Annotated in this window: 22 protein-coding genes and 2 tRNA genes; 19 read left to right on the top strand and 5 right to left on the bottom strand. The window is 63.8% G+C overall.

The features are described from left to right. Positions 1–29: 29 nt before the first annotated feature. The 9 genes from AV059_RS15650 (at position 30) to AV059_RS15610 (ending at position 6467) form a co-directional block, all read left to right on the top strand. Positions 30–308, top strand: coding sequence for a hypothetical protein (locus AV059_RS15650; RefSeq protein WP_058995896.1), 279 nt, complete (start codon positions 30–32; stop codon positions 306–308). Positions 309–500: 192 nt separating this feature from the next. Beyond that, the gene (gene tfe / locus AV059_RS15645; RefSeq protein WP_058995894.1) at positions 501–1031 is read left to right on the top strand and encodes a transcription factor E; all 531 of its coding nucleotides are present in this window, start codon (positions 501–503) and stop codon (positions 1029–1031) included. Beyond that, a complete protein-coding gene (locus AV059_RS15640; protein WP_058995891.1) occupies positions 1031–1705 on the top strand; it encodes a DUF2110 family protein in 675 nt (224 codons plus the stop codon). Before tfe ends, AV059_RS15640 begins: the two co-directional genes overlap by 1 nt. Positions 1706–1715: 10 nt before the next feature. After that, on the top strand, positions 1716–2498 hold the full coding sequence (locus AV059_RS15635) for a DUF5803 family protein (RefSeq protein WP_058995889.1): 783 nt from the start codon (positions 1716–1718) through the stop codon (positions 2496–2498). Between the two features lie 81 nt (positions 2499–2579). Then, entirely contained in the window at positions 2580–3419 is an 840-nt protein-coding gene (locus AV059_RS15630; RefSeq protein WP_058995887.1) for an NOP5/NOP56 family protein, read from the top strand. Beyond that, the gene (locus AV059_RS15625; protein WP_058995885.1) at positions 3416–4048 is read left to right on the top strand and encodes a fibrillarin-like rRNA/tRNA 2'-O-methyltransferase; all 633 of its coding nucleotides are present in this window, start codon (positions 3416–3418) and stop codon (positions 4046–4048) included. Before AV059_RS15630 ends, AV059_RS15625 begins: the two co-directional genes overlap by 4 nt. Before the next feature lie 107 nt (positions 4049–4155). Continuing rightward, the gene (locus tag AV059_RS15620) at positions 4156–5235 is read left to right on the top strand and encodes a glutamate--cysteine ligase (protein ID WP_058995883.1); all 1080 of its coding nucleotides are present in this window, start codon (positions 4156–4158) and stop codon (positions 5233–5235) included. Positions 5236–5347: 112 nt separating this feature from the next. Further along, entirely contained in the window at positions 5348–5908 is a 561-nt protein-coding gene (locus AV059_RS15615; RefSeq protein WP_058995881.1) for a winged helix-turn-helix domain-containing protein, read from the top strand. Positions 5909–5978: 70 nt separating this feature from the next. Further along, a complete protein-coding gene (locus tag AV059_RS15610) occupies positions 5979–6467 on the top strand; it encodes a phosphopantetheine adenylyltransferase (RefSeq protein ID WP_058995878.1) in 489 nt (162 codons plus the stop codon). On the opposite strand, the gene AV059_RS15605 is transcribed toward AV059_RS15610, so the two are convergent. After that, on the bottom strand, positions 6468–6776 hold the full coding sequence (locus AV059_RS15605) for a cyclin (protein WP_004961393.1): 309 nt from the start codon (positions 6774–6776) through the stop codon (positions 6468–6470). An 86-nt stretch (positions 6777–6862) separates the two neighbouring features. On the opposite strand from AV059_RS15605, the gene AV059_RS15600 reads away from it, so the two are divergent. Beyond that, positions 6863–6947: transfer RNA gene (locus AV059_RS15600), tRNA-Leu, on the top strand. Between the two features lie 232 nt (positions 6948–7179). Next, a complete protein-coding gene (locus AV059_RS15595) occupies positions 7180–7368 on the top strand; it encodes a hypothetical protein (protein WP_058995876.1) in 189 nt (62 codons plus the stop codon). Positions 7369–7504: 136 nt separating this feature from the next. On the opposite strand, the gene AV059_RS15590 is transcribed toward AV059_RS15595, so the two are convergent. Continuing rightward, positions 7505–7589, bottom strand: a tRNA-Leu gene (locus AV059_RS15590). A 131-nt stretch (positions 7590–7720) separates the two neighbouring features. On the opposite strand from AV059_RS15590, the gene AV059_RS15585 reads away from it, so the two are divergent. From AV059_RS15585 to AV059_RS15575, 3 genes are read left to right on the top strand one after another with little or no spacing between them, the layout of a single operon-like run. Beyond that, on the top strand, positions 7721–8224 hold the full coding sequence (locus AV059_RS15585) for a multiprotein-bridging factor 1 family protein (RefSeq protein WP_058995874.1): 504 nt from the start codon (positions 7721–7723) through the stop codon (positions 8222–8224). 38 nt (positions 8225–8262) lie between these two features. Continuing rightward, entirely contained in the window at positions 8263–9390 is a 1128-nt protein-coding gene (locus tag AV059_RS15580) for an acyl-CoA dehydrogenase family protein (RefSeq protein WP_058995872.1), read from the top strand. Between the two features lie 48 nt (positions 9391–9438). Beyond that, positions 9439–9981, top strand: a complete 543-nt coding sequence (locus tag AV059_RS15575) for an HAD family hydrolase (protein ID WP_058995870.1) — start codon at positions 9439–9441, stop codon at positions 9979–9981. On the opposite strand, the gene AV059_RS15570 is transcribed toward AV059_RS15575, so the two are convergent. After that, the gene (locus tag AV059_RS15570; RefSeq protein WP_058995867.1) at positions 9960–10187 is read right to left on the bottom strand and encodes a DUF5822 domain-containing protein; all 228 of its coding nucleotides are present in this window, start codon (positions 10185–10187) and stop codon (positions 9960–9962) included. The two genes, AV059_RS15575 and AV059_RS15570, sit on opposite strands and share 22 nt — an antisense overlap. A gap of 97 nt (positions 10188–10284) precedes the next feature. Between AV059_RS15570 and panB the strand changes: the two genes are divergently transcribed. Continuing rightward, positions 10285–11094: a 3-methyl-2-oxobutanoate hydroxymethyltransferase gene (gene panB / locus AV059_RS15565; protein WP_058995866.1), complete on the top strand. Its 810-nt coding sequence runs from the start codon at positions 10285–10287 to the stop codon at positions 11092–11094. 22 nt (positions 11095–11116) lie between these two features. On the opposite strand, the gene coxB is transcribed toward panB, so the two are convergent. After that, the gene (gene coxB, locus AV059_RS15560) at positions 11117–11839 is read right to left on the bottom strand and encodes a cytochrome c oxidase subunit II (RefSeq protein WP_058995865.1); all 723 of its coding nucleotides are present in this window, start codon (positions 11837–11839) and stop codon (positions 11117–11119) included. Between the two features lie 176 nt (positions 11840–12015). Here coxB and AV059_RS15555 point away from each other — a divergent pair, with 176 nt between their 5' ends. Beyond that, positions 12016–14298 (top strand): DUF6789 family protein, encoded by a 2283-nt coding sequence (locus AV059_RS15555; protein ID WP_058995864.1) that lies wholly within the window; start codon positions 12016–12018, stop codon positions 14296–14298. Positions 14299–14301: 3 nt separating this feature from the next. Beyond that, the gene (locus AV059_RS15550) at positions 14302–14826 is read left to right on the top strand and encodes a hypothetical protein (protein WP_058995862.1); all 525 of its coding nucleotides are present in this window, start codon (positions 14302–14304) and stop codon (positions 14824–14826) included. A gap of 22 nt (positions 14827–14848) precedes the next feature. Here the strand turns inward: AV059_RS15550 and AV059_RS15545 are convergent, their stop codons facing one another. Further along, positions 14849–15664, bottom strand: a complete 816-nt coding sequence (locus AV059_RS15545; RefSeq protein WP_058995860.1) for a heme-copper oxidase subunit III — start codon at positions 15662–15664, stop codon at positions 14849–14851. 105 nt (positions 15665–15769) lie between these two features. On the opposite strand from AV059_RS15545, the gene bioB reads away from it, so the two are divergent. Both bioB and AV059_RS15535 read left to right on the top strand, forming a co-directional pair. Further along, positions 15770–16885: a biotin synthase BioB gene (gene bioB / locus AV059_RS15540; RefSeq protein WP_058995858.1), complete on the top strand. Its 1116-nt coding sequence runs from the start codon at positions 15770–15772 to the stop codon at positions 16883–16885. A 2-nt stretch (positions 16886–16887) separates the two neighbouring features. Further along, positions 16888–18015, top strand: coding sequence for a hypothetical protein (locus tag AV059_RS15535; protein ID WP_058995856.1), 1128 nt, complete (start codon positions 16888–16890; stop codon positions 18013–18015). Positions 18016–18035 lie beyond the last annotated feature (20 nt).

The raw sequence follows: 18035 nt of genomic DNA, 5'->3' as shown, positions 1-18035 counted from the left end.
TGAAAACCACAGCTGTTAAAGTAATTCAAATGACTACTATCCTGCAACAACTCGCGATGCTAGACAAAATCAAAAAATCCGTATCGGACGTACTCTCGAGTGGGAAACGGCAGTCGGACAACGGACCACAGGCCGGAACAGTGACGGAGAAACGCGTTCAGGCCAGCTCTGCCGGCGATAGCGGTACGGACGCGGCTGACGAACCTGAATCGAATCTCTACGAGTGTCCCTCCTGTGACTCCGTCTTCGTCGCTATCGACAAAGAGACCTGTTCCTCCTGCCGGACCCCGGTCGAGAAAATCGAATAGCGGGGTTTTCGAGGTCGTCACGACGAATTCCAAGTGTGGTGGTACCGCAAAAGGGACTGCTATCCGTCGTTGTTGTCCGTCTGCAGGCACATCGAGCACTCCCCGACAGCATCATGGCCCCGGCCTCTGCGTCAGCGTTCGAGAGAGGACGACCCGATGGTTTTAACCACATGACTCCCGGATGTGCGGGTAATGGCTTTTGAGGAACTCTTGGAGGACCCCGTCATACAGAAATACCTCCACGAGCTGGTCGGACCGAAAGGGATGCCGGTCGCCGCCGCGCCGCCGGACGGCGAAGTGACCGACGAGGAACTGGCCGAGGAGCTCGGACTCGAACTGAACGACGTTCGCCGAGCGCTGTTTATTCTCTACGAGAACGACCTCGCGACGTATCGTCGGCTCCGCGACGAGGACTCAGGGTGGCTCACGTACCTCTGGACGTTCCAGTACGAGAAGATCCCCGAACAACTGCAAGAGGAGATGTACCGCCTGCTCGACGGCCTCGAAGAGCGCCGCGAGTACGAGCGGGAAAACGAGTTCTACCTCTGTGAGCACTGCGGTATCCGCTTCGAGTTCGGCGAGGCAATGGAGTTCGGCTTCGAGTGCCCCGAATGTGGCAATCAGGTCGAGACGATGGAGAACACCCGTCTCGTCACCGCGATGGAGAATCGCCTTGAGGAGCTCAGAGACGAACTGAACGCTGACGTGGACGTGGAAGCCTGATGGTCGTTCTCGGTACCAAAGTGTACGTCGCCGGCGACGCTCGGGACCGTACGCTCGACGGACTGCGTTCGATGGTCGGCAACGAACTCGGCGACCTCGACGTGGCGTACGACATCGGTCTCCGTGACGACGACTTCCCGACGGTGACCCTCGACGGCCCGGACGAGACCGTCGCGAAGAACCTGCTGCGCGAGGAGTTCGGCGAGCTGGTCGCCGACCACGAGGACGGCGAGACGTACGTCGGAACGCTCGATAGCTGGGACGAGGACGGGTTCGTCCTCGATGTCGGCTTCGGCCAGACGGTCCGGGTTCCGGCCGATGAGCTCGGTCTCGGGCAGGGAACGCCGTCACAGATCCGGAAACGGTTCGGACTGGTCCAGCACCTCCCGCTCCGGTTCGTCGCCGGTGACACTGCACGCCTTGCGGATGTCGAGCAGGACCGCCTGTACGAGTGGACCCGTGGCAACAACGGTCGTATCAACGCGAACAGCGTCACGCGCTCCGAAGCGCGCGCGACGGTCAACCGCGCCGGCCACGCACAGGATATCGTCACTGTCGAACGAATCGGCCTGTTAGAACAGAGCATCATCTGCAACCCGGACACTGACCCGCCAGGGCTGATCGCCGACATCGGGCAGTACATGCCATCGGAGCTGCTGGCAATCGTGCCCTGACTTTCGAGCTATGAAACGCCGCCACCTCCTGTTGGTCGCCGTTCTCGCACTGGTCGCCCTTTCGGGGTGTAGCGGCTTCTTCGGCCCCGAAGAGGTCGACCCAGAGCGGCTGAACGAGAACGCGAGCTACGACTGGAACACTTCGACAGACGGGACAATCGTCATCGAGGAATCGAAATACACCGCCGTCTACGCCGTCGAAAACGAGACGACGTTCGACGTGTATACCGTCGACGGCCTCGGGCGCGAGCGGAGCGTCCCGATCAGTGCGCTTCGATTCCGGTACGCGAACGGGACAGTCGTTAGCGCCGCAAACTCCTCACTGAGCGCTTCGGAGAGTCGCCAGCGAACGACAGTCAATCTCTCCGGGAACGTCTCCGGAAAGGTGGGCTACTCGGTCGCTCGAACCGGCAAGCGCTTCGCTTCCCCCACGCTCGTCGAGGACGGCTCGTACACGGTCGTGCTCCCGCCTAACACCGGGGCAGGGATTCCGTTCCTCTCACGGATCAGCCCCGGTGGCTACGAATCGGAGACCGTCGACGGCCAGCAGGTCATCCGCTGGGACGAGGTGACCTCCGACCAGATCGTCGTCCGGTACTACCTCGACCGCGACCTGTGGCTGTTCGGCGGCCTGTCCGCTATCGCCATCGTTATCGGCGTCGTGGGAACACTGTACTACTATCGGCAGTTACAGGAAGTGATTCGCCGACGCAAGGAGGCCGGTATCGACCTCGAAGAAGACGACGGCGACGACGATCCACGGGACCGCGGTCCGCCGCCAGGGATGCGCTGAGGCGGGATCGAAGGCGGAATTCGGCACGTTTCGCAGACGGTAACCGGGTCACTTTTTCGCATCGGGCGTGCACACACGGCTATGAGCAACGGGTGGTTCGCCGGGCTGGACCCGGACGACGACGCGGCCGCTGTCGAACAGATAGAGGCCGGGCGAGCCGACACGCCGAAGGACTGGCCACAGCAGGCCGTCGAGGCAGGGTTCGCCGACGACGAGGCGGCCTACTACGACCGCCTGCACGAGGTGACGATGGCGGCCACCAGCGCGGCGGTCGCCGAACAGGAGGGCGCTGACGACCAGCAACTCGTCCACGCGGTCCGGGCGATGGCCGACTGCGAGCGGACGGCGAATGAACTCGCCGAACGGGTCGCCGAATGGGGCGGGAGCCGACACGGTGACAGCGGCAGCGGCGTCGAGTACGCCCGCTCGCTGGCCGACCGGGACGACGAGGACGAGGGCGACACGGCCCTCCGGACGCTTGCCGAACAGACGGCCGGGCTGGCTGACGAGGCGGACTCGCTTCGGGCGTACATCGAGCGGACCGCGCCCGCCGTCGCGCCGAACCTCTCGATGCTGGCCGGACCGGTGCTGGCGGCCCGCCTTATTTCACTGGCCGGTGGCCTCGAAGCGCTTGCGAAGAAACCGAGCGGGACGGTGCAGGTCCTTGGGGCGGAAGACGCGCTCTTTGCCCACCTCAAGGGGAATGCGCCGTCACCGAAACACGGCGTCATCTTCACTCACGAGTACGTGCGCGGGACCCGGAGAGAGGACCGCGGCTCGGCTGCACGGGCACTTGCCGGGAAGCTCTCGATTGCTGCCCGAATCGACCACTACAGCGGCGACCGCCGGCCGGACCTGCAGGCGGAACTCGACGAACGAATCGAGCGGATTCAGGCCCGAGCCGAGGAGGGCGACGAATGACGCTCCCGGCAGGCGTCGAGCGCCACGACTTCGATGGTGAGACGAGCCTCGCCACACAGGGCCAGCCGGTGTACGGCGAGCGGACCGACGGCGACTGGCGACGGTGGGACCCCCACCGCTCGAAGCTCGGCGCGATGCTTGCGCACGGAATGGACACCGGCCTCGATGGCGGCGAGACAGTGCTGTACCTCGGTGCGGCGGCCGGGACGACCGTGAGCCACGTCGCTGATTTCGGCGGGCCGACCTACGCCGTCGAGTTCGCGCCCCGTCCGGTGCGGGAGCTGCTGGACGCCGCGGAGAGCCGGCGGAACCTCTTTCCGCTGCTCAAGGACGCACGCAAGCCTGAGAGCTACGCCCACGTCGTCGAACCGGTCGACGTGGTCGTGCAGGACGTGGCGACCAGAGGGCAGGCCCGGGTGGCGACGCTCAACAAGCAGTTCCTGGCCGACGACGGTCGGCTCCTCGCAGCTATCAAAGCCCGGAGCGAGGACGTGACTGCTGACCCCGACGCCGTGTTCGACAGCGTGCGTGCGGAACTCAGCGCCGAGTATGAACTGCTTGAGACGGCGCGACTGGACCCGTATCACGAGGACCATCTCGGTATCGTCGCTCGGCCCCGCAAGGACTGACGCGGGACCTCTTGCTCACGCGATTCACGTCAGGATGGAATCCAGTTGTGCGGGCTGAGCGGGCGGGGACGGAAGGCTTTAGCGGGTCGATTCCGATGTGCTGATTAATGGACGCGACGGGTTCTGCCGAGCATTTTACCCGGATGGGGACGCTCGGCATCGAAGAAGAGTTCTACGTCGTCGACGAGTTCGGTCGCCCAACGTCTGGCACGGACGAACTCGTCTACGAGACGGAGCCACCAGCGGTTCTTGACGGGCGGCTTGACCACGAACTGTTCAAGTGCGTTATCGAGACGCAGACGCCGCGTATCGACGACCCGGCCGACGCTGGTGAGTACCTCCGGTCAGTCCGGGACGCGCTGGTCGACCACGCCGAAGCGAACGGGTTCGGTATCGCCGCTGCGGGCCTGCACCCGCTGGCGAAGTGGCGCGAACTCGAACACGCCGAGAAGCCCCGCTATAAGTCACAGCTGGACCGTATTCAGTACCCACAGCACCGCAACACGACTGCGGGACTGCACGTCCACGTCGGCGTTGACGACGCCGACAAGGCCGTCTGGGTGGCAAACGAGCTTCGCTGGCATCTCCCACTGATGCTCGCGTTGTCGGCCAACTCCCCGTACTGGAACGGCTTCGACACCGGGCTGCAGTCCGCCCGCGGGAAGATATTCGAGGCCCTGCCCAACACCGGAATGCCGACAACCTTTGACGATTACGACGCCTTCGAGACCTACGAACGGCGGATGCTTGAAACGGGGAGCATCGACGACCGCGGCGAGCTCTGGTTCGACGTGCGGCCCCACTCCGGCCACGGCACCGTCGAGGTACGTGCCCCGGACGGGCAGGCCGACCCGGACAGAGTGCTGGCCTTCGTTGAGTACGTCCACGAGCTCGTCGTCGACCTCGCCGAGCGCTACGAGGATGGAGAGTCCGGCCGGCGACTCCGACGGGAGTTCCTCGACGAGAACAAGTGGCGCGCGATCCGCCACGGTCAGTCTGCAGAACTGATATCGCGTGACCTCTCGACGACGCACTCGGTCGAGAAACTGGTCGAGATGGAGAGCGACCGGCTGGGTATCGACGGACTGTGGGAGCTGTACGACCGCGAAAGTGGCGCCGAGCGACAGCGCCGGCTTCGGTCAGAGGAGGGCGTCATGGCGCTCGCTGACTCGCTGCGCCTGTCCTGATCTGGGCTGTCGTCTGCGGCCGGGCTTGACTGTTTGGTACTGCGTAGCGACTGGAGAGTCTGAGCCAAGGGTTTTTATCAAGCTGTAGCTTTTGTCCTCACAGAGACAACGCATGTCTGCAGACGACAACAACCACGACGACCTTGAGGACACAGACGATGTCCGGGACCGAATCGAGCAGGAGGCAGACCGCGCGGTCGAGCAGTTCGACGAAGGAATTGTCGACCTGCTGGCGTGGGTCCTCGACACGGAGACGCGGGCGCGGATCTACGTCCACCTGCGACAGCAGCCCGAAAGCACCAGCGAGGAGATAGCCGAAGGGACCGGCCTGTATCCGAGCACTGTCCGCGAAGCCCTGGCCGCGCTCACCGAGGAGGAGGTCGTGACCCGCCAGAAGCGTGAGAGCGACGGCGCGGGCAACAACCCCTACGAGTACAGCGCTATTCCGCCGAGCGACCTCGTCAACACCATCGTCGGTGACATCCAGTCGGAACTGAACACGGTGTTCAACCTCGACGACCACATCGGCGGCGAAACGACACTGGAACCCGACGACGAGCCGGTGACGATTTCGGTCGAAGATGCAAACGATAGCGCGGCCGACGCCGACGCAAGCGACCACACTGGTGACGAAGGAGACGAGTCCGAGGACGAAGACGACGCTGACGTATAACCAAACCCGGCTCCAGCAGGCTGTTTCGCGAGTCGATATTACTAAACCTACCCGCGCCGTTGCCCGGGATATGAATGTCGCGCTGGGGGGAACGTTCGACCCGATTCACGACGGACACCGCGCGCTGTTCGAACGCGCATTCGAACTCGGGGACGTGACAGTTGGCCTCACCAGCGACGACCTCGCGCCGAAGACACGCCACGACCAGCGCCACGTTCGCCCGTTCAGCGAACGGCAATCCGCACTCGCCGACGAACTCGCAGCGCTCGCCGCCGATCAGGGGCGCGAGTGGCAGGTCCGAGAGCTCACCGAGCCGACCGGTATCGCCACGGAGCCGCAGTTCGACACACTCGTCGTCTCGCCCGAGACGGAGACCGGCGGCCGCCGTATCAACGAAATCCGCGAGGAGCGAGGCCACGACCCGCTCGAAATCGAAGTCGTCCCGCACGTCCGCGCCGAGGACGGCGACATCATCTCTTCGACCCGGATTGTCGAGGGAGAAATCGACGAACACGGGAACCTCACGCCGAATCGCGCCGGCCGCCAGAACATTTCGTAGCTACCAGCCCGGCGCTTCTAGCCCGGCTGTCTCCAGCAGGTCCTTCCAGCGCTGTTGAATCGTTAACCGAGAGACGTCCGTCGCCTCCGCAACGGCCGACTGGGACCGCTCCTCACCGGCGACCAGCGCACCGACGTACACACTGGCCGCCATCGTCGCCTGTTTCGACCGGTCTTCCTCTGGAACTGTCGAAAGGAACAGGTCAACCGCGTGGGACCGCGCCGCCGTCCCGAGGTCGAGCCTGTCCGATGCCGCCTCGATATCGGAGAGCCACTCATCGTGCTCGATTCGGTCGCTGGCGCGGTACATACCAGCTCGTTGGTCCCCATCCTATCTAAACCTTCGTCGCCCGCAAGCGAAGGGTTCTTTATTCCAACACGGATAGCGACTGATGCGCGCGGGTTGCCGAGCCAGGCCAAAGGCGTAGCGCTTAGGACGCTATCCCGTAGGGGTCCGCCGGTTCGAATCCGGTCCCGCGCATTTTTCAGCTCGAACAACTCGTGAGAGCCGTGAATGCGGAATGAGGATTCGAAGCACGGAACGAGCGAACGAAGTGAGCGATGTTCAGGCGGTTCGAATCCGGTCCCGCGAAGTCCTGCTACAGACGCGGGCGATAGTCTCCACCTTCGTGTCAGACCTGATTCTCACACCGCAAGAATTGCGACTGCCGCTTATGTGAAGTGTCCGCGTTCTTCCAAATGAGGGACTGACGATGTCGGTGTATGACCCACTCCGTGACTCGTCTGCTCGCCCCGCAGGATCGGCTCGGTTCGAGTATGCGGTCGACGATGCGGACAATCCGACGGAGCTCACCGTCTTCAGCGATCAGGACGATGAGCTCCCGACCCACTGGATTTCGGTCGGCATCGAGCACGCCGTCGCGCTCGACGAGATGCGGTGAGCGAGGGGTGGGTTCGCTCAGGTCGCGTCTGTCGATTTCTTGACGACGGACTGGACAGCGAACGCTCTGGAAGCGTTGTGTCCGAAGTAAGTTTGCGTGGGTGCAGTCCCAAGGGAATGCACCTGCACTCTGAGAGTGCGTGGGACCGGATTCGAACCGGCGGACCCCTACGGGACAGCGCCCTCAACGCTGCGCCGTTGGCCTGGCTTGGCTACCCACGCGCGCTCTTGCTTAGTGCATTCAATCGTACCCGGTGGGATAATAAAAGCGCTTTCGTTTGGACCCGCCCCGGGAGGGTGTGACACTCGGTCGAACCGGACGTTTGAAATATCACGAAACCGCTACGGGGGGCATGGCCAAATACTCGACCGGCAGTGGTGGCGATAGCGCCGGCGGGAGCTGTGAGCTCTGCGGTAGCGACGGCGGCGACCTCCAGACCGCAAACGTCGCTGGTGCGACCCTCCAAGTGTGTGACAGCTGTGCGCGTGACCACGGGGAAAACGAGCGAACGACAGGCAGTGACAGCTCGCGCGACGAACAGAACCGGAAACGCAAAGCCGCACAGAACGCGGCGAAGCTACAGGACGCACAGCAAGCCGACACCTCCCACTGGGAGGACGGCGCTGACTACGACGATGACCAGCTCCCGTATCTGGTCAGTAAGTACGGCGAGCGCGTAACGGAGGCGCGACAGGACGAGGGACTGCAGACGAGTGAGCTAGCCGAGGAACTCGATCTTGACGAAGCAGATATCCTCGCTGTCGAGCAGGGGCGCGCGACGCAAGCGAACGTCGGCGGCTCGACAATCAAGGCGCTTGAGCAGTACCTCGACATCGACCTCGTCGAGTCCAACTAACCCCCGGATATTTTGCCGACTCCGGTGTAACGCCCGGTATGGACCTCTCCGCTGAGCAGCGAGCCATCCGCGACACCGTTCGAGAGTTCGCCGTCGAGGATATCCGTCCGAAAGCCGCCGATGCCGACCGCGAGCAATCCTTTCCCGAGGAGTGCTGGGATGGGCTCGCGGATATCGACATCACTGGGCTGACGACACCGGCCGAATACGGCGGCTTCGACGCCGACAAGCCGACGTACGCGCTGGTCAACGAGGAACTTGCATACGGGTCGCTCGCGGTCGCGACGGCGCTGTCGGTCCACTGCCTCGCGACCTCGTGTATCGCACAGTTCGGCTCCGAAGCCGTTCAGGACGACTGGCTCCCCGATATGGCCGACGGCCGCCCGGTCGGCGCGTTCGCGCTCTCGGAGCCACAGGCCGGGTCGAACCCGCGGGAGATGTCGACCACCGCCCGGCGCGACGGCGATGAGTACGTCATCGACGGCGAGAAGCAGTGGATTACCAACGGCAAACGGTCGGGCGTCGTCATCGTCTTCGCGAAGGCCGACCCCGACGACCCGGATTCGATAACGCAGTTCTTGGTGCCGAAAGACGCAGAGGGACTCACCGTCGGCGAGAAAGAGGACAAACTCGGCCTCCGCGCGAGCGATACGACACCGCTCCAGTTCGACGGCGTCCGCGTTCCCGAGCGGTACCAGCTGACCGAGGAAGGCAAAGGGATGGCCGCAGCCCTGTCGATTCTGACTACCGGCCGGGTCGCTATCGCTGCCCAGGCTGTCGGACTCGCACAGTCAGCTCTTGACGAGGCCATCGACTACGCTAAGGAACGCGAGCAGTTCGACCAGCCGATCAGCGAGTTCCAGACAATTCAGCATAAACTCGCGGACATGGCGACGAACGTGCAGGCTGCGCGGCTGTTGACGTGGAACGCCGCACAGCAACTGGAGCGCGGCGAGGATGCGAGAGCAGCAGCGAGCATGGCGAAGTACTTCGCGAGCGAGACGGCGGTCGAGGTGGCTAACGAGGCGATTCAGATCCACGGTGGCTACGGCTACACGACTGACTACCCCGTCGAGCGGTTCTACCGCGACGCGAAGGTGACGACCATCTACGAAGGAACCAGCGAAATCCAGCAGAACATCATCGCGCAGGACTTGCTGGAGTAAGTGAGCCGGGGCGAAGCGGTTTTGCGGGCGTCAGCCCTACCACTGGGTGTGACACACGACGCCGTGATTTACGACCTTGACGGGACGCTCGTCAGGCTAGCCGTCGACTGGGGCACAGTGACCAGCGACGTGGCGACGGTCCTGCGCGAACGAAACGTCGAGCCCGAGAGCCGCGACCTCTGGGAGATGCTGACGCTGTCTTCGGAGACTGGCCACCGTGACGCTGTCGAAGCGGCGATCACCGACCACGAGCGGACCGGTGCGCATGAGTCAGACCGACTGGCTCTCGCAGAGGGACTCCCACACAGCGTCCCCGTCGGCGTGTGCTCGCTCAACGCAGAGGAGGCGTGTCGGGCGGCGCTAGATGTGCATGACCTCGACAGCTACGTCGGTCCGGTTGTCGGCCGTGACACCGTCGAGTCACCGAAACCGGACCCGGAGGGACTACTGGCGATTACCGACGAAATCGGCGTCGACCCCAACGCAGCCGTGTTCGTTGGTGACTCGGAGAGTGATGCGACAGCCGCCCAGCGGGCCGGGATGGCATTTGAGTGGGCGAGCGAGTTCGATCAGGACCGATACCGCGCGTAAAGGTAGACGCAGACGGCCGTCAGGAACCAGATGAGCGCGCCGACGCGGACCGCGAACAGCGCCCGCGCGGTCCAGGTCTGGAGCGTGACCGCGGTCGACGCGAGCACGACGAGCGGCGAGCCGACCAGAATCGTCGCCACAAACGTGACCTGCATCACCCACCCGAAGTCCACGCCGTCCGGGTCCGTTTTCTCGACTGTTGGCACGTCTGATGGTACAGCTAGGTGCGGCAAGCGCCTTGCGGTTTCCCGGGCGAAGTGCGCAACCCGAACAGGTAAGGCCCAGGCGCGCCCCCGCTGGGATATGCCAACTGTCCGGGACCTGCAGGCGATGGCTGGTGAGGAGCCGATCACGATGCTGACAGCGTACGATGCTGTTACCGCCAGCATCGTTGACGACACCGGCGTAGATGTCATTCTCGTCGGCGACAGCATGGGGAACGCCGTCCTCGGCCACGACGACACGCTCCCGGTCACGCTCGACGAGATGGCCTCCCGGGTCGGTGCGGTCGCACGCGGCGCAGACGACGCGCTTGTCGTCGCCGATATGCCGTTTCTCTCCTTCGGCGCGGACGAAAGCGAGAGCATCCAGAACTGCGGGCGAATGCTGAAAGAGGAGGGCGCAAACGCGGTCAAGCTCGAATCCGGGCCGCACACGGTCGAGCTGACTGACCGGCTGACGGACCTCGGCATCCCGACGATGGCCCACCTCGGGCTCACGCCACAGAGCGTGAACCAGACCGGCTACACCAGACAGGCGACCGGTCGGGAGGAGGCCGAGGAGATCGTCGACCTCGCGCGAGAACACGAGAACGCCGGTGCGTTCGCGCTGGTACTCGAACACATCCCGTCGAACCTCGCCGCTCAGGTCACCGAGACCGTCGATATCCCGACAATCGGTATCGGGGCCGGCGGTGACTGCGACGGCCAAGTACTCGTGTTCACCGACGTGGTCGGCCTCTCCGAGTCCAGCCCGCCGTTCGCCGAGCAGTTCGGCGACGTACGCGGCGAGGTAGCCGACGCTGTCGACGAGTACATCGACGCCGTTGAGTCCGGTGAGTTCCCGGGCAAGTCACACAGCCACACCGAAGACGAACTCGACGACCTGTACTGAGCGGTCACATCGGTATGCCGACCTACCCAGCTGCAGTCGTCTGGTTTTCCATCCAGGCGTCGTAGGCGGACTGGTTCTTGACGACGACGGTGGCGTCCATCTTGCTATGCCCGGCCCCACACATCTCGGCGCAGTACAACCGGTACTCGCCGGGTTCTGTCGCGTGCGTTCGGGCCGTCATCGTCCGGCCGGGGAAGATGTCCTGTTTGACGCCCAGTTGCGGAATGTAGATAGCGTGAATCACGTCTGTCGTCTGCAGTCTGAACGTGACGTTCTGGTCGGCTGGAAGCACGAGCTGTTCCTCAGTCGTGACGTTCGCATCGGCATACGAGAACTCCCACCCCCACTGGTAGGCGAGTACGTCTATCTCCGTATCGTCCGCGAAGGCGTCGCCACCGTCGGCGGATGTCTCGGCCGCTGCAGGCGTGATGTATGGGTTGGCCATCACCACGAACGCCGAGACACCGACGAAGACGAGTATCGCACCCGTCGCGGCCGTCCAGGTTACCTCTAATGCCGGGTCGTCGACCGTTGGCTTCGGGTCGTCGTTGTTCCGGAACCGGTAGATCACGTACACGAGCGTGAGTTCCACGAATAACGTCAGTGGCAGAGCAACGTACAGGAGTTGTTCGTTGAGGTCGTCGATAGCTGCCCTGTTGACCGACTGCGCTGTGGCCGGAGCAGCAAGTAACGAGAGCCCGACCACGACAAGGCTCGCCTGAATCACGCGCCGCCGGAGACGCATTGTCACACTGTACCAATCGCCATGTCAAATAGCTTGCCCAAAGACCGGCCAGTTACCGGTCGACCGCCACCGGACCCGGGTCTCCGCGTGGTTTTATGAGCGTGGGCGTGTCAGAAATTGGTAACGTATAGCATGGCGACACGAGCAACCGTTCCGGCACGGCACGTTACACACAGATGCTAAACAGGGCTATCGTCGAGGGTACCGCTCTCGCTGTGCTGGCGCTGGCAGTGCTTTTCCTGTGGGTCCGGGAGCGACGGAAGGCGCGACCGGAGAGCGACGGCGGCTACACGACGCGGGAGGAGGTCGAATTCGAAATCGGTCGAATCCAGTCTGAACTGTCCCGCTGGCTGACGACGACGGATCACCGGGACATCGGACTGTTGTACATCTTTTTCGGCACCGCCGCCGGCCTATGGGGCGGTGTCGACGCGATGATGCTCCGGACGGAACTGCTGACGCCGCCGGCGGACATCTGGACGCCGGAGACGTACAATGCGCTGTTTACCACGCACGGCCTGACGATGCTGATATTCTTTGTCCTGCCCGTGTTCTTCGGCATCGGGAACTACGTCCTACCGCTGCTCATCGGGGCCGACGACATGGCGTTCCCGCGGGTCAACGCCATCGGCTTCTGGCTCCTGCCGCCGGCGCTGATTCTGGTCCGGATGGGGCTCATGGTTCAGGTACTCGGCCAGGTGCTGAATCTGGTGCTCCCGGCGGACGCTATCCGGTTTTTCCTCACGATGCGCGAGGTGAGCGTCGGCTGGACGCTGTATGCGCCACTGTCTGTGCAACAGCCCAATCCGCAGATAGACCTGCTGTTGCTCGGGTTACACCTGAGCGGCATCGCCACGACGGTCGGGGCCATCAACTTCATCACTACAATCGTCTACGAGCGCGGCGAGGGTGTCAGCTGGGCGAACCTCGACATCTTCTCGTGGAATATGCTCGTCACGAGCGGGATTGCGCTGTTCGCCTTTCCGCTGCTTGGAAGCGCACTCGTGATGCTCCTGCTAGATCGGAACCTCGGAACGGCCTTTTTCGCCACGGAGGGCGGCGGTGCCATCCTCTGGCAACACCTGTTCTGGTTCTGGGGCCACCCGGAGGTGTACATCCTCTTCCTTCCGGCGACGGGGCTGATGAGTCTTATTTTACCGAAGTTCGTCGGGCGCAAACTCTTCGGCTATCAGTTCATCGTCTACTCGACGCTAGGGCTGGGCGTCCTCTCTTTCGGCGTCTGGGCGCATCACATGTTCACGACGAGCGCGGACCCGCGAGTGAAGCTGTCGTTCATGGCCGTCTCCATCGCCATCGCCGTTCCGAGCGCCATCAAGGTGTTCAACTGGATCACGACGATGTGGGAGGGGGATATCCGCCTGACTGCGCCGTTTATCCTCTGTGCCGGCGGCATCGGGACGTTCATCATCGGGGGCGTCACCGGCGTGTTTCTCGCTGTTATCCCAGTCGATATCCTCTATCACGGGACGTACTACGTCGTCGGCCACTTCCATCTCATCGTCGTCGGCATCATTCCGTTCCTGATGATTGCCGCGAGCTACTACTGGTACCCGCTCATCACTGGCCGGTGGTACGACACGCGGATGGCGAGGTTTCAGGCACTGTTGATCGTCTTTGGCTCGTTCGTGACGTTCATGACGTTGCTGGTCATCGGCGGGCTGGGGCTCCCGCGACGGCAGGCGATCTACCCGCCGGAGTATCAGCTTGCCCAACAGATTGCGACCGTGGGCGGCTACATCATCGGCCTGAGCGCCTTGTTATGGCTGTATAACATGCTTGTCTCGTACTGGCGAGGGACGCCCGTGACCACAACGGACCCGTGGGGCCTGAAGGCGACGAGCCAGTTCACCCGCGAGTGGCAGTGGTTCGAACAGCACATGATGGACAAATACGACATGGAGCCGACGGAGCCCGAGACGACACGGCGCTCCTACGCCCCCGAAGCCGAACCGACCGGGCTGGCCGGCGGCGTCGGCACCGTCGCCCAGACGGTCTCTCGGAACGCCTGGATGGCCGCAGTCGGCGGGTTCGTCGGCACGGTCCTGATGAGCGGCGGACTCATCACGGCGATACTCATTGGCGTCCTCGACCCGGTTTCGTTCGGTGAAATCGCCGAACTGGTCGGGCTGCCCGCGAATCCGGCAATCGGCGCGGTCCTGTTCCTCGTTGGCGGGACCGTCACCTGGCCGCTCCTGTTCCTTGCCTTCTCCGACTACCTCCCCGGTCGCCTCCTGTTCGAGACCGGGCTGGTGTTTGCGACACTGATATCTAGCGGGTTCGCCATCGCGTTTTACACCGGCCAGAGCGGGCTTACGTTCATCGGGTACCTCACGTTCGTGCTTGTCTCTCACTGGGCGTACGGCATTGGGCTAACCGTGACCTTCCAGTACCTCAAATCGGACGAGGCGCTCCGCAGCCGCGGCGGAGGAGGAAGCTAACGGATGAGCGACGGTGCTGACTCGTTCGTCTTCCAGTATCTCGCGCCCTTCGTTGGCGTCCTGCTCGTCGCGGTCGGTATCGCCGGAGCCGTGCCCGGCGGCTACGCGCTCATTGAGCCGGACCTGGAGAACTGCGGGAACCCGACCATTGGCGTGGAAGGGCCGGAGCGGACGGCCGAGCGGTTCAGCGGAGCCGAACCGGGACCGCGGCTCCCACAGCTGGCCTTCGAGGACCTCTCCTCGGCCGAACAGACGGCGTTTCTGACGGCTGCGGACGACCCAGTTGGTGAGCAGCAGGTCGTCGGTAGCGTGCCCAACGCCGACGCCTTCCGGCGCGGGGCCATCGTTACCTACGAGGGTGAACAGTACTACGTGACCCTCGTCGCGGAGAACACCTGCTTCGCGGCCGCACCACTACAGTTCCCGCTTGGAGTGTTCGCCATTGCACTCGGATTCCTCGGCGTTCTGGCCCCGCCACTGTACCGGCGGCTGGTGCGGCTGGAACAGCGGGCCGGCCGGTCAGAGTAGCGGTCTCGCACTCAGAGCATGGTCAGAGCGCAGCGCCGACGTACAGCACGACGACGAGGAACACCCACACGAAGTCGACGAAGTGCCAGTACAGTGACGTGGTCCGGATAGCCGTGTCCCGTTCGGGCGCGTAATGGCCACGGAGCGCGCGCCCGAAGGCGATAGCGAGCAGCAGGACGCCGAGCGCGACGTGCAGACCGTGGAGGCCGGTCAGGCCGTAGAACGCGCTCCCGAACGCGCCCGAACCGATGCCGAACCCCTCCACGGCAACGAACTCGTAGTACTCGTACACCTGTCCGGCGAGGAAGACGACGCCGAGCGCGAGCGTCACCCCGAGCAGGCCGAGGAACCGGTCCCGGTTCCCGTCTTCGAGCGCCTCGTGCCCGTAATGGAGCGTCACGCTGCTAGCAAGCAGCAGCGCCGTGTTGATGACCACGAGCGAGCCGAGCAACGGCGGGAGGTGGGCCGGCGGCCACGACCCGGCCCGAATGAAGGCATAGTAGACGAAACCGGCGGAGAAGGTCGCCACGTCGGAAACGAGAAACAGAATCATCGTCGTGGCGTACAGGTCGGAATCGCCATCGCTGCGGTTCCGTAGGTAATCGGCGATGAAGGCCTCGTTAGCCCACCCGGCGAGTCCGGTCAGCAAGCCAATCGCACCAGCACCACCGAGGACAATCGGGACCACAGACGGGACCAGATCGAACCCGACAAAGACCAGCCCGATACTCAGGTACAGCGACGCAGCGCCGGCTGCAGCTAGCAGCGGCCACCGACTTCGGTGTTCGTGGCCGTCTTCGGCGACGTGTTCGGTTCCCGCCTCCGTCGAACCAGCCATGTGAACGCGTAGCAGTGGGTTCGGTAAAACGGTACCCCCGCGATTAGCGCGTCGGCTGCGAGACCCACCCGAATCTTTATCAAACCGTCAACCGACACCGAGAATGTGGTTTACGAGACGGGCAACCAAACGGTAGATGATGCCGTCGCACGCGTGCTGGACGGCGAGCGCCTCAACCGACGGGACGGACTGGCTCTCATCGCACAGCCGGTCGACGACTTGGCGGCCGGGGCCGACTACGTGCGCACGCAACTGGGTGATGACACCGTCGACGCGTGTTCGATCGTAAACGCCAAAGCCGGGAACTGCGCGGAAGACTGTGGCTTCTGTGCCCAGTCGGTCCATTTCGACACCGGCATCGACAACTACGGCTTTCTCGGCCCGGAGAAGATACTCGAAGCCGCAAAGCGCGCCGAACGCGACGGCGCACAGCGGTTCGGTATCGTCGTCGCCGAGAAAGGCGTCTCGAAGGAGAATCGACCCGAGGAGTGGGCGGAGGTCCTCGAAGCCATCCGTCTCGTCCGCGACGAGACGGACGTGGAAGTCGACGCCAGTCTCGGCATCCTCACGGAGGAGGAGGCCGCGATTCTGGCCGACGAGGGACTCAACCACTACAATCACAACATCGAAACCTCACCCCGATACTTCCCGGAGGTCGTCCAGACCCATACCTTCGAGAAGCGGGTCGAGACGCTCCGGGTCGCCAAGGACGCCGGCATGGACCTCTGTGCCGGCGTCATCCTCGGGATGGGCGAATCGCCGACTGACAGGGTCGACGCGGCGATGGCCCTGCAGGACATCGGCATCTCCTCGCTTCCGGTGAACATCCTGAATCCGGTCGCTGGCACCCCCATGGCCGAACAGGGGCTGCCCGACATCACGACCGAGGAAGTCGTCAAGACCATCGCGGTGTACCGCCTGCTCCATCCAGAGTCCCGCGTGCGCCTGACCGGCGGGCGCGAGGTCAATCTCGACACGGACGGACAGGTGGCCGCGCTGGAGGCCGGTGCGGACGGCATCCTCACTGGTGATTACCTCACAACAGAGGGACAGACGGCGGCCGACGACCTCGAAATCATGGAGGAGGCCGGACTCGAGCCGAACACCGAGGCCAACGAGTTCGACCCCGAGGCGGTCAAAGAACGCGCGGCTGACGAGACAGAAACCGAGACGGCGGCAGGGACAGCACAGACCAAATCAGAGCTCAAATCCGACGACTGACAATGGACGACATACGCTTTGCAGTGCTTGGAACCGGTGGAATCGGACGGCGGACGCTCGAAGTCTCACAGCACAAGGACGGCCTCACCGCCGTCGCGGCCTGTGACCGAAACGGCGTGGCTCTCGACCACGACGGCCTCGACGTAGACGAACTGCTGGAGGCGACGGAAGGCAACATCGCAAGCGGGCCGCAAGGCGGCCCGGACCAGTCGAGCGGTGATGAACCGCGAGACAGCGGGCCGGAGGACGACCCGGACATGGCCCCCGACGGCGGCACAGCCACGGCGGAAACAGCCGACGGCGTCAAACAGCACGGCGAGCAGGCTGGCATCGTCGCCAGTACGCAGGGCAAACCGGCGGAAACGCCCATCGACGACATTATCGCCGAGAGCGACGCCATCGACGCTGTCCTGCTGGCACTGCCGAACCTCGAACACGACTTCATCCCGCGTGTGGCCGAGCGCTTCGCCGAGGCTGACTACGAGGGCGTCATGATTGACGTGCTCAAACGCTCCCGTGTCATCGGGATGCTCGATGACCGTGAGGAGCTGCTGAAGGAGTCCGGCATCACGTTCGTCTGCGGGGCCGGCGCGACCCCCGGCTTCCTGACGGGGGCGGCGGCGCTGGCCGCCCAGTCCTTCGTTGAGGTCGAGGAAGTCGAGATCTGGTGGGGCGTCGGCCTCAAGTCCGGTTACGAGGACAACCGCGGGACGGTCCGGGAAGACATCGCGCACCTCGACGGCTACGACATCGAGACAGCCCGCGAGATGAGCGAAGCCGAAATCGAGGCGCTCATCGACGAGCACGACGGCGTGCTAGAGTTCCACGACATGGAACACGCCGACGACGTGTTGCTAGAGCGTGCGGGCATCTGCGATGCCGAGGATGTCCACGTCGGCGGCGTCCTCGACGTGCGCTCTGATGAGAAACCGACCACAACGACGGTCAGCGTGACGGGCACGACATTTGATGGGGAAACGGGAACGAACACCTTCGAACTAGACAACGTGACGAGCATGGAAGCCAACGTCAACGGCCCGGCACTGGGCTATCTGAAAGCCGGTGTCCGGAACAACCGCGCCGGGCACTACGGCGTGTTCGGCCCCGCCGACCTGATGCCTGGTTTCTGAGACTGCCTGACTCTACGCTT

Source organism: Haloarcula sp. CBA1127 (assembly GCF_001485575.1).
In the GTDB taxonomy this organism is placed as follows: Archaea; Halobacteriota; Halobacteria; order Halobacteriales; family Haloarculaceae; genus Haloarcula.
This window is presented reverse-complemented; position numbering and strand designations above follow the sequence as displayed.

Coding starts and splice junctions, on each gene's coding strand:
- AV059_RS15650 (WP_058995896.1), top strand. CDS start 30: ATGACTACTATCCTGCAACAACTCGCGATGCTAGACAAAATCAAAAAA.
- tfe (WP_058995894.1), top strand. CDS start 501: ATGGCTTTTGAGGAACTCTTGGAGGACCCCGTCATACAGAAATACCTC.
- AV059_RS15640 (WP_058995891.1), top strand. CDS start 1,031: ATGGTCGTTCTCGGTACCAAAGTGTACGTCGCCGGCGACGCTCGGGAC.
- AV059_RS15635 (WP_058995889.1), top strand. CDS start 1,716: ATGAAACGCCGCCACCTCCTGTTGGTCGCCGTTCTCGCACTGGTCGCC.
- AV059_RS15630 (WP_058995887.1), top strand. CDS start 2,580: ATGAGCAACGGGTGGTTCGCCGGGCTGGACCCGGACGACGACGCGGCC.
- AV059_RS15625 (WP_058995885.1), top strand. CDS start 3,416: ATGACGCTCCCGGCAGGCGTCGAGCGCCACGACTTCGATGGTGAGACG.
- AV059_RS15620 (WP_058995883.1), top strand. CDS start 4,156: ATGGACGCGACGGGTTCTGCCGAGCATTTTACCCGGATGGGGACGCTC.
- AV059_RS15615 (WP_058995881.1), top strand. CDS start 5,348: ATGTCTGCAGACGACAACAACCACGACGACCTTGAGGACACAGACGAT.
- AV059_RS15610 (WP_058995878.1), top strand. CDS start 5,979: ATGAATGTCGCGCTGGGGGGAACGTTCGACCCGATTCACGACGGACAC.
- AV059_RS15605 (WP_004961393.1), bottom strand. CDS start 6,776: ATGTACCGCGCCAGCGACCGAATCGAGCACGATGAGTGGCTCTCCGAT.
- AV059_RS15595 (WP_058995876.1), top strand. CDS start 7,180: ATGTCGGTGTATGACCCACTCCGTGACTCGTCTGCTCGCCCCGCAGGA.
- AV059_RS15585 (WP_058995874.1), top strand. CDS start 7,721: ATGGCCAAATACTCGACCGGCAGTGGTGGCGATAGCGCCGGCGGGAGC.
- AV059_RS15580 (WP_058995872.1), top strand. CDS start 8,263: ATGGACCTCTCCGCTGAGCAGCGAGCCATCCGCGACACCGTTCGAGAG.
- panB (WP_058995866.1), top strand. CDS start 10,285: ATGCCAACTGTCCGGGACCTGCAGGCGATGGCTGGTGAGGAGCCGATC.
- coxB (WP_058995865.1), bottom strand. CDS start 11,839: ATGCGTCTCCGGCGGCGCGTGATTCAGGCGAGCCTTGTCGTGGTCGGG.
- AV059_RS15555 (WP_058995864.1), top strand. CDS start 12,016: ATGCTAAACAGGGCTATCGTCGAGGGTACCGCTCTCGCTGTGCTGGCG.
- AV059_RS15550 (WP_058995862.1), top strand. CDS start 14,302: ATGAGCGACGGTGCTGACTCGTTCGTCTTCCAGTATCTCGCGCCCTTC.
- AV059_RS15545 (WP_058995860.1), bottom strand. CDS start 15,664: ATGGCTGGTTCGACGGAGGCGGGAACCGAACACGTCGCCGAAGACGGC.
- AV059_RS15535 (WP_058995856.1), top strand. CDS start 16,888: ATGGACGACATACGCTTTGCAGTGCTTGGAACCGGTGGAATCGGACGG.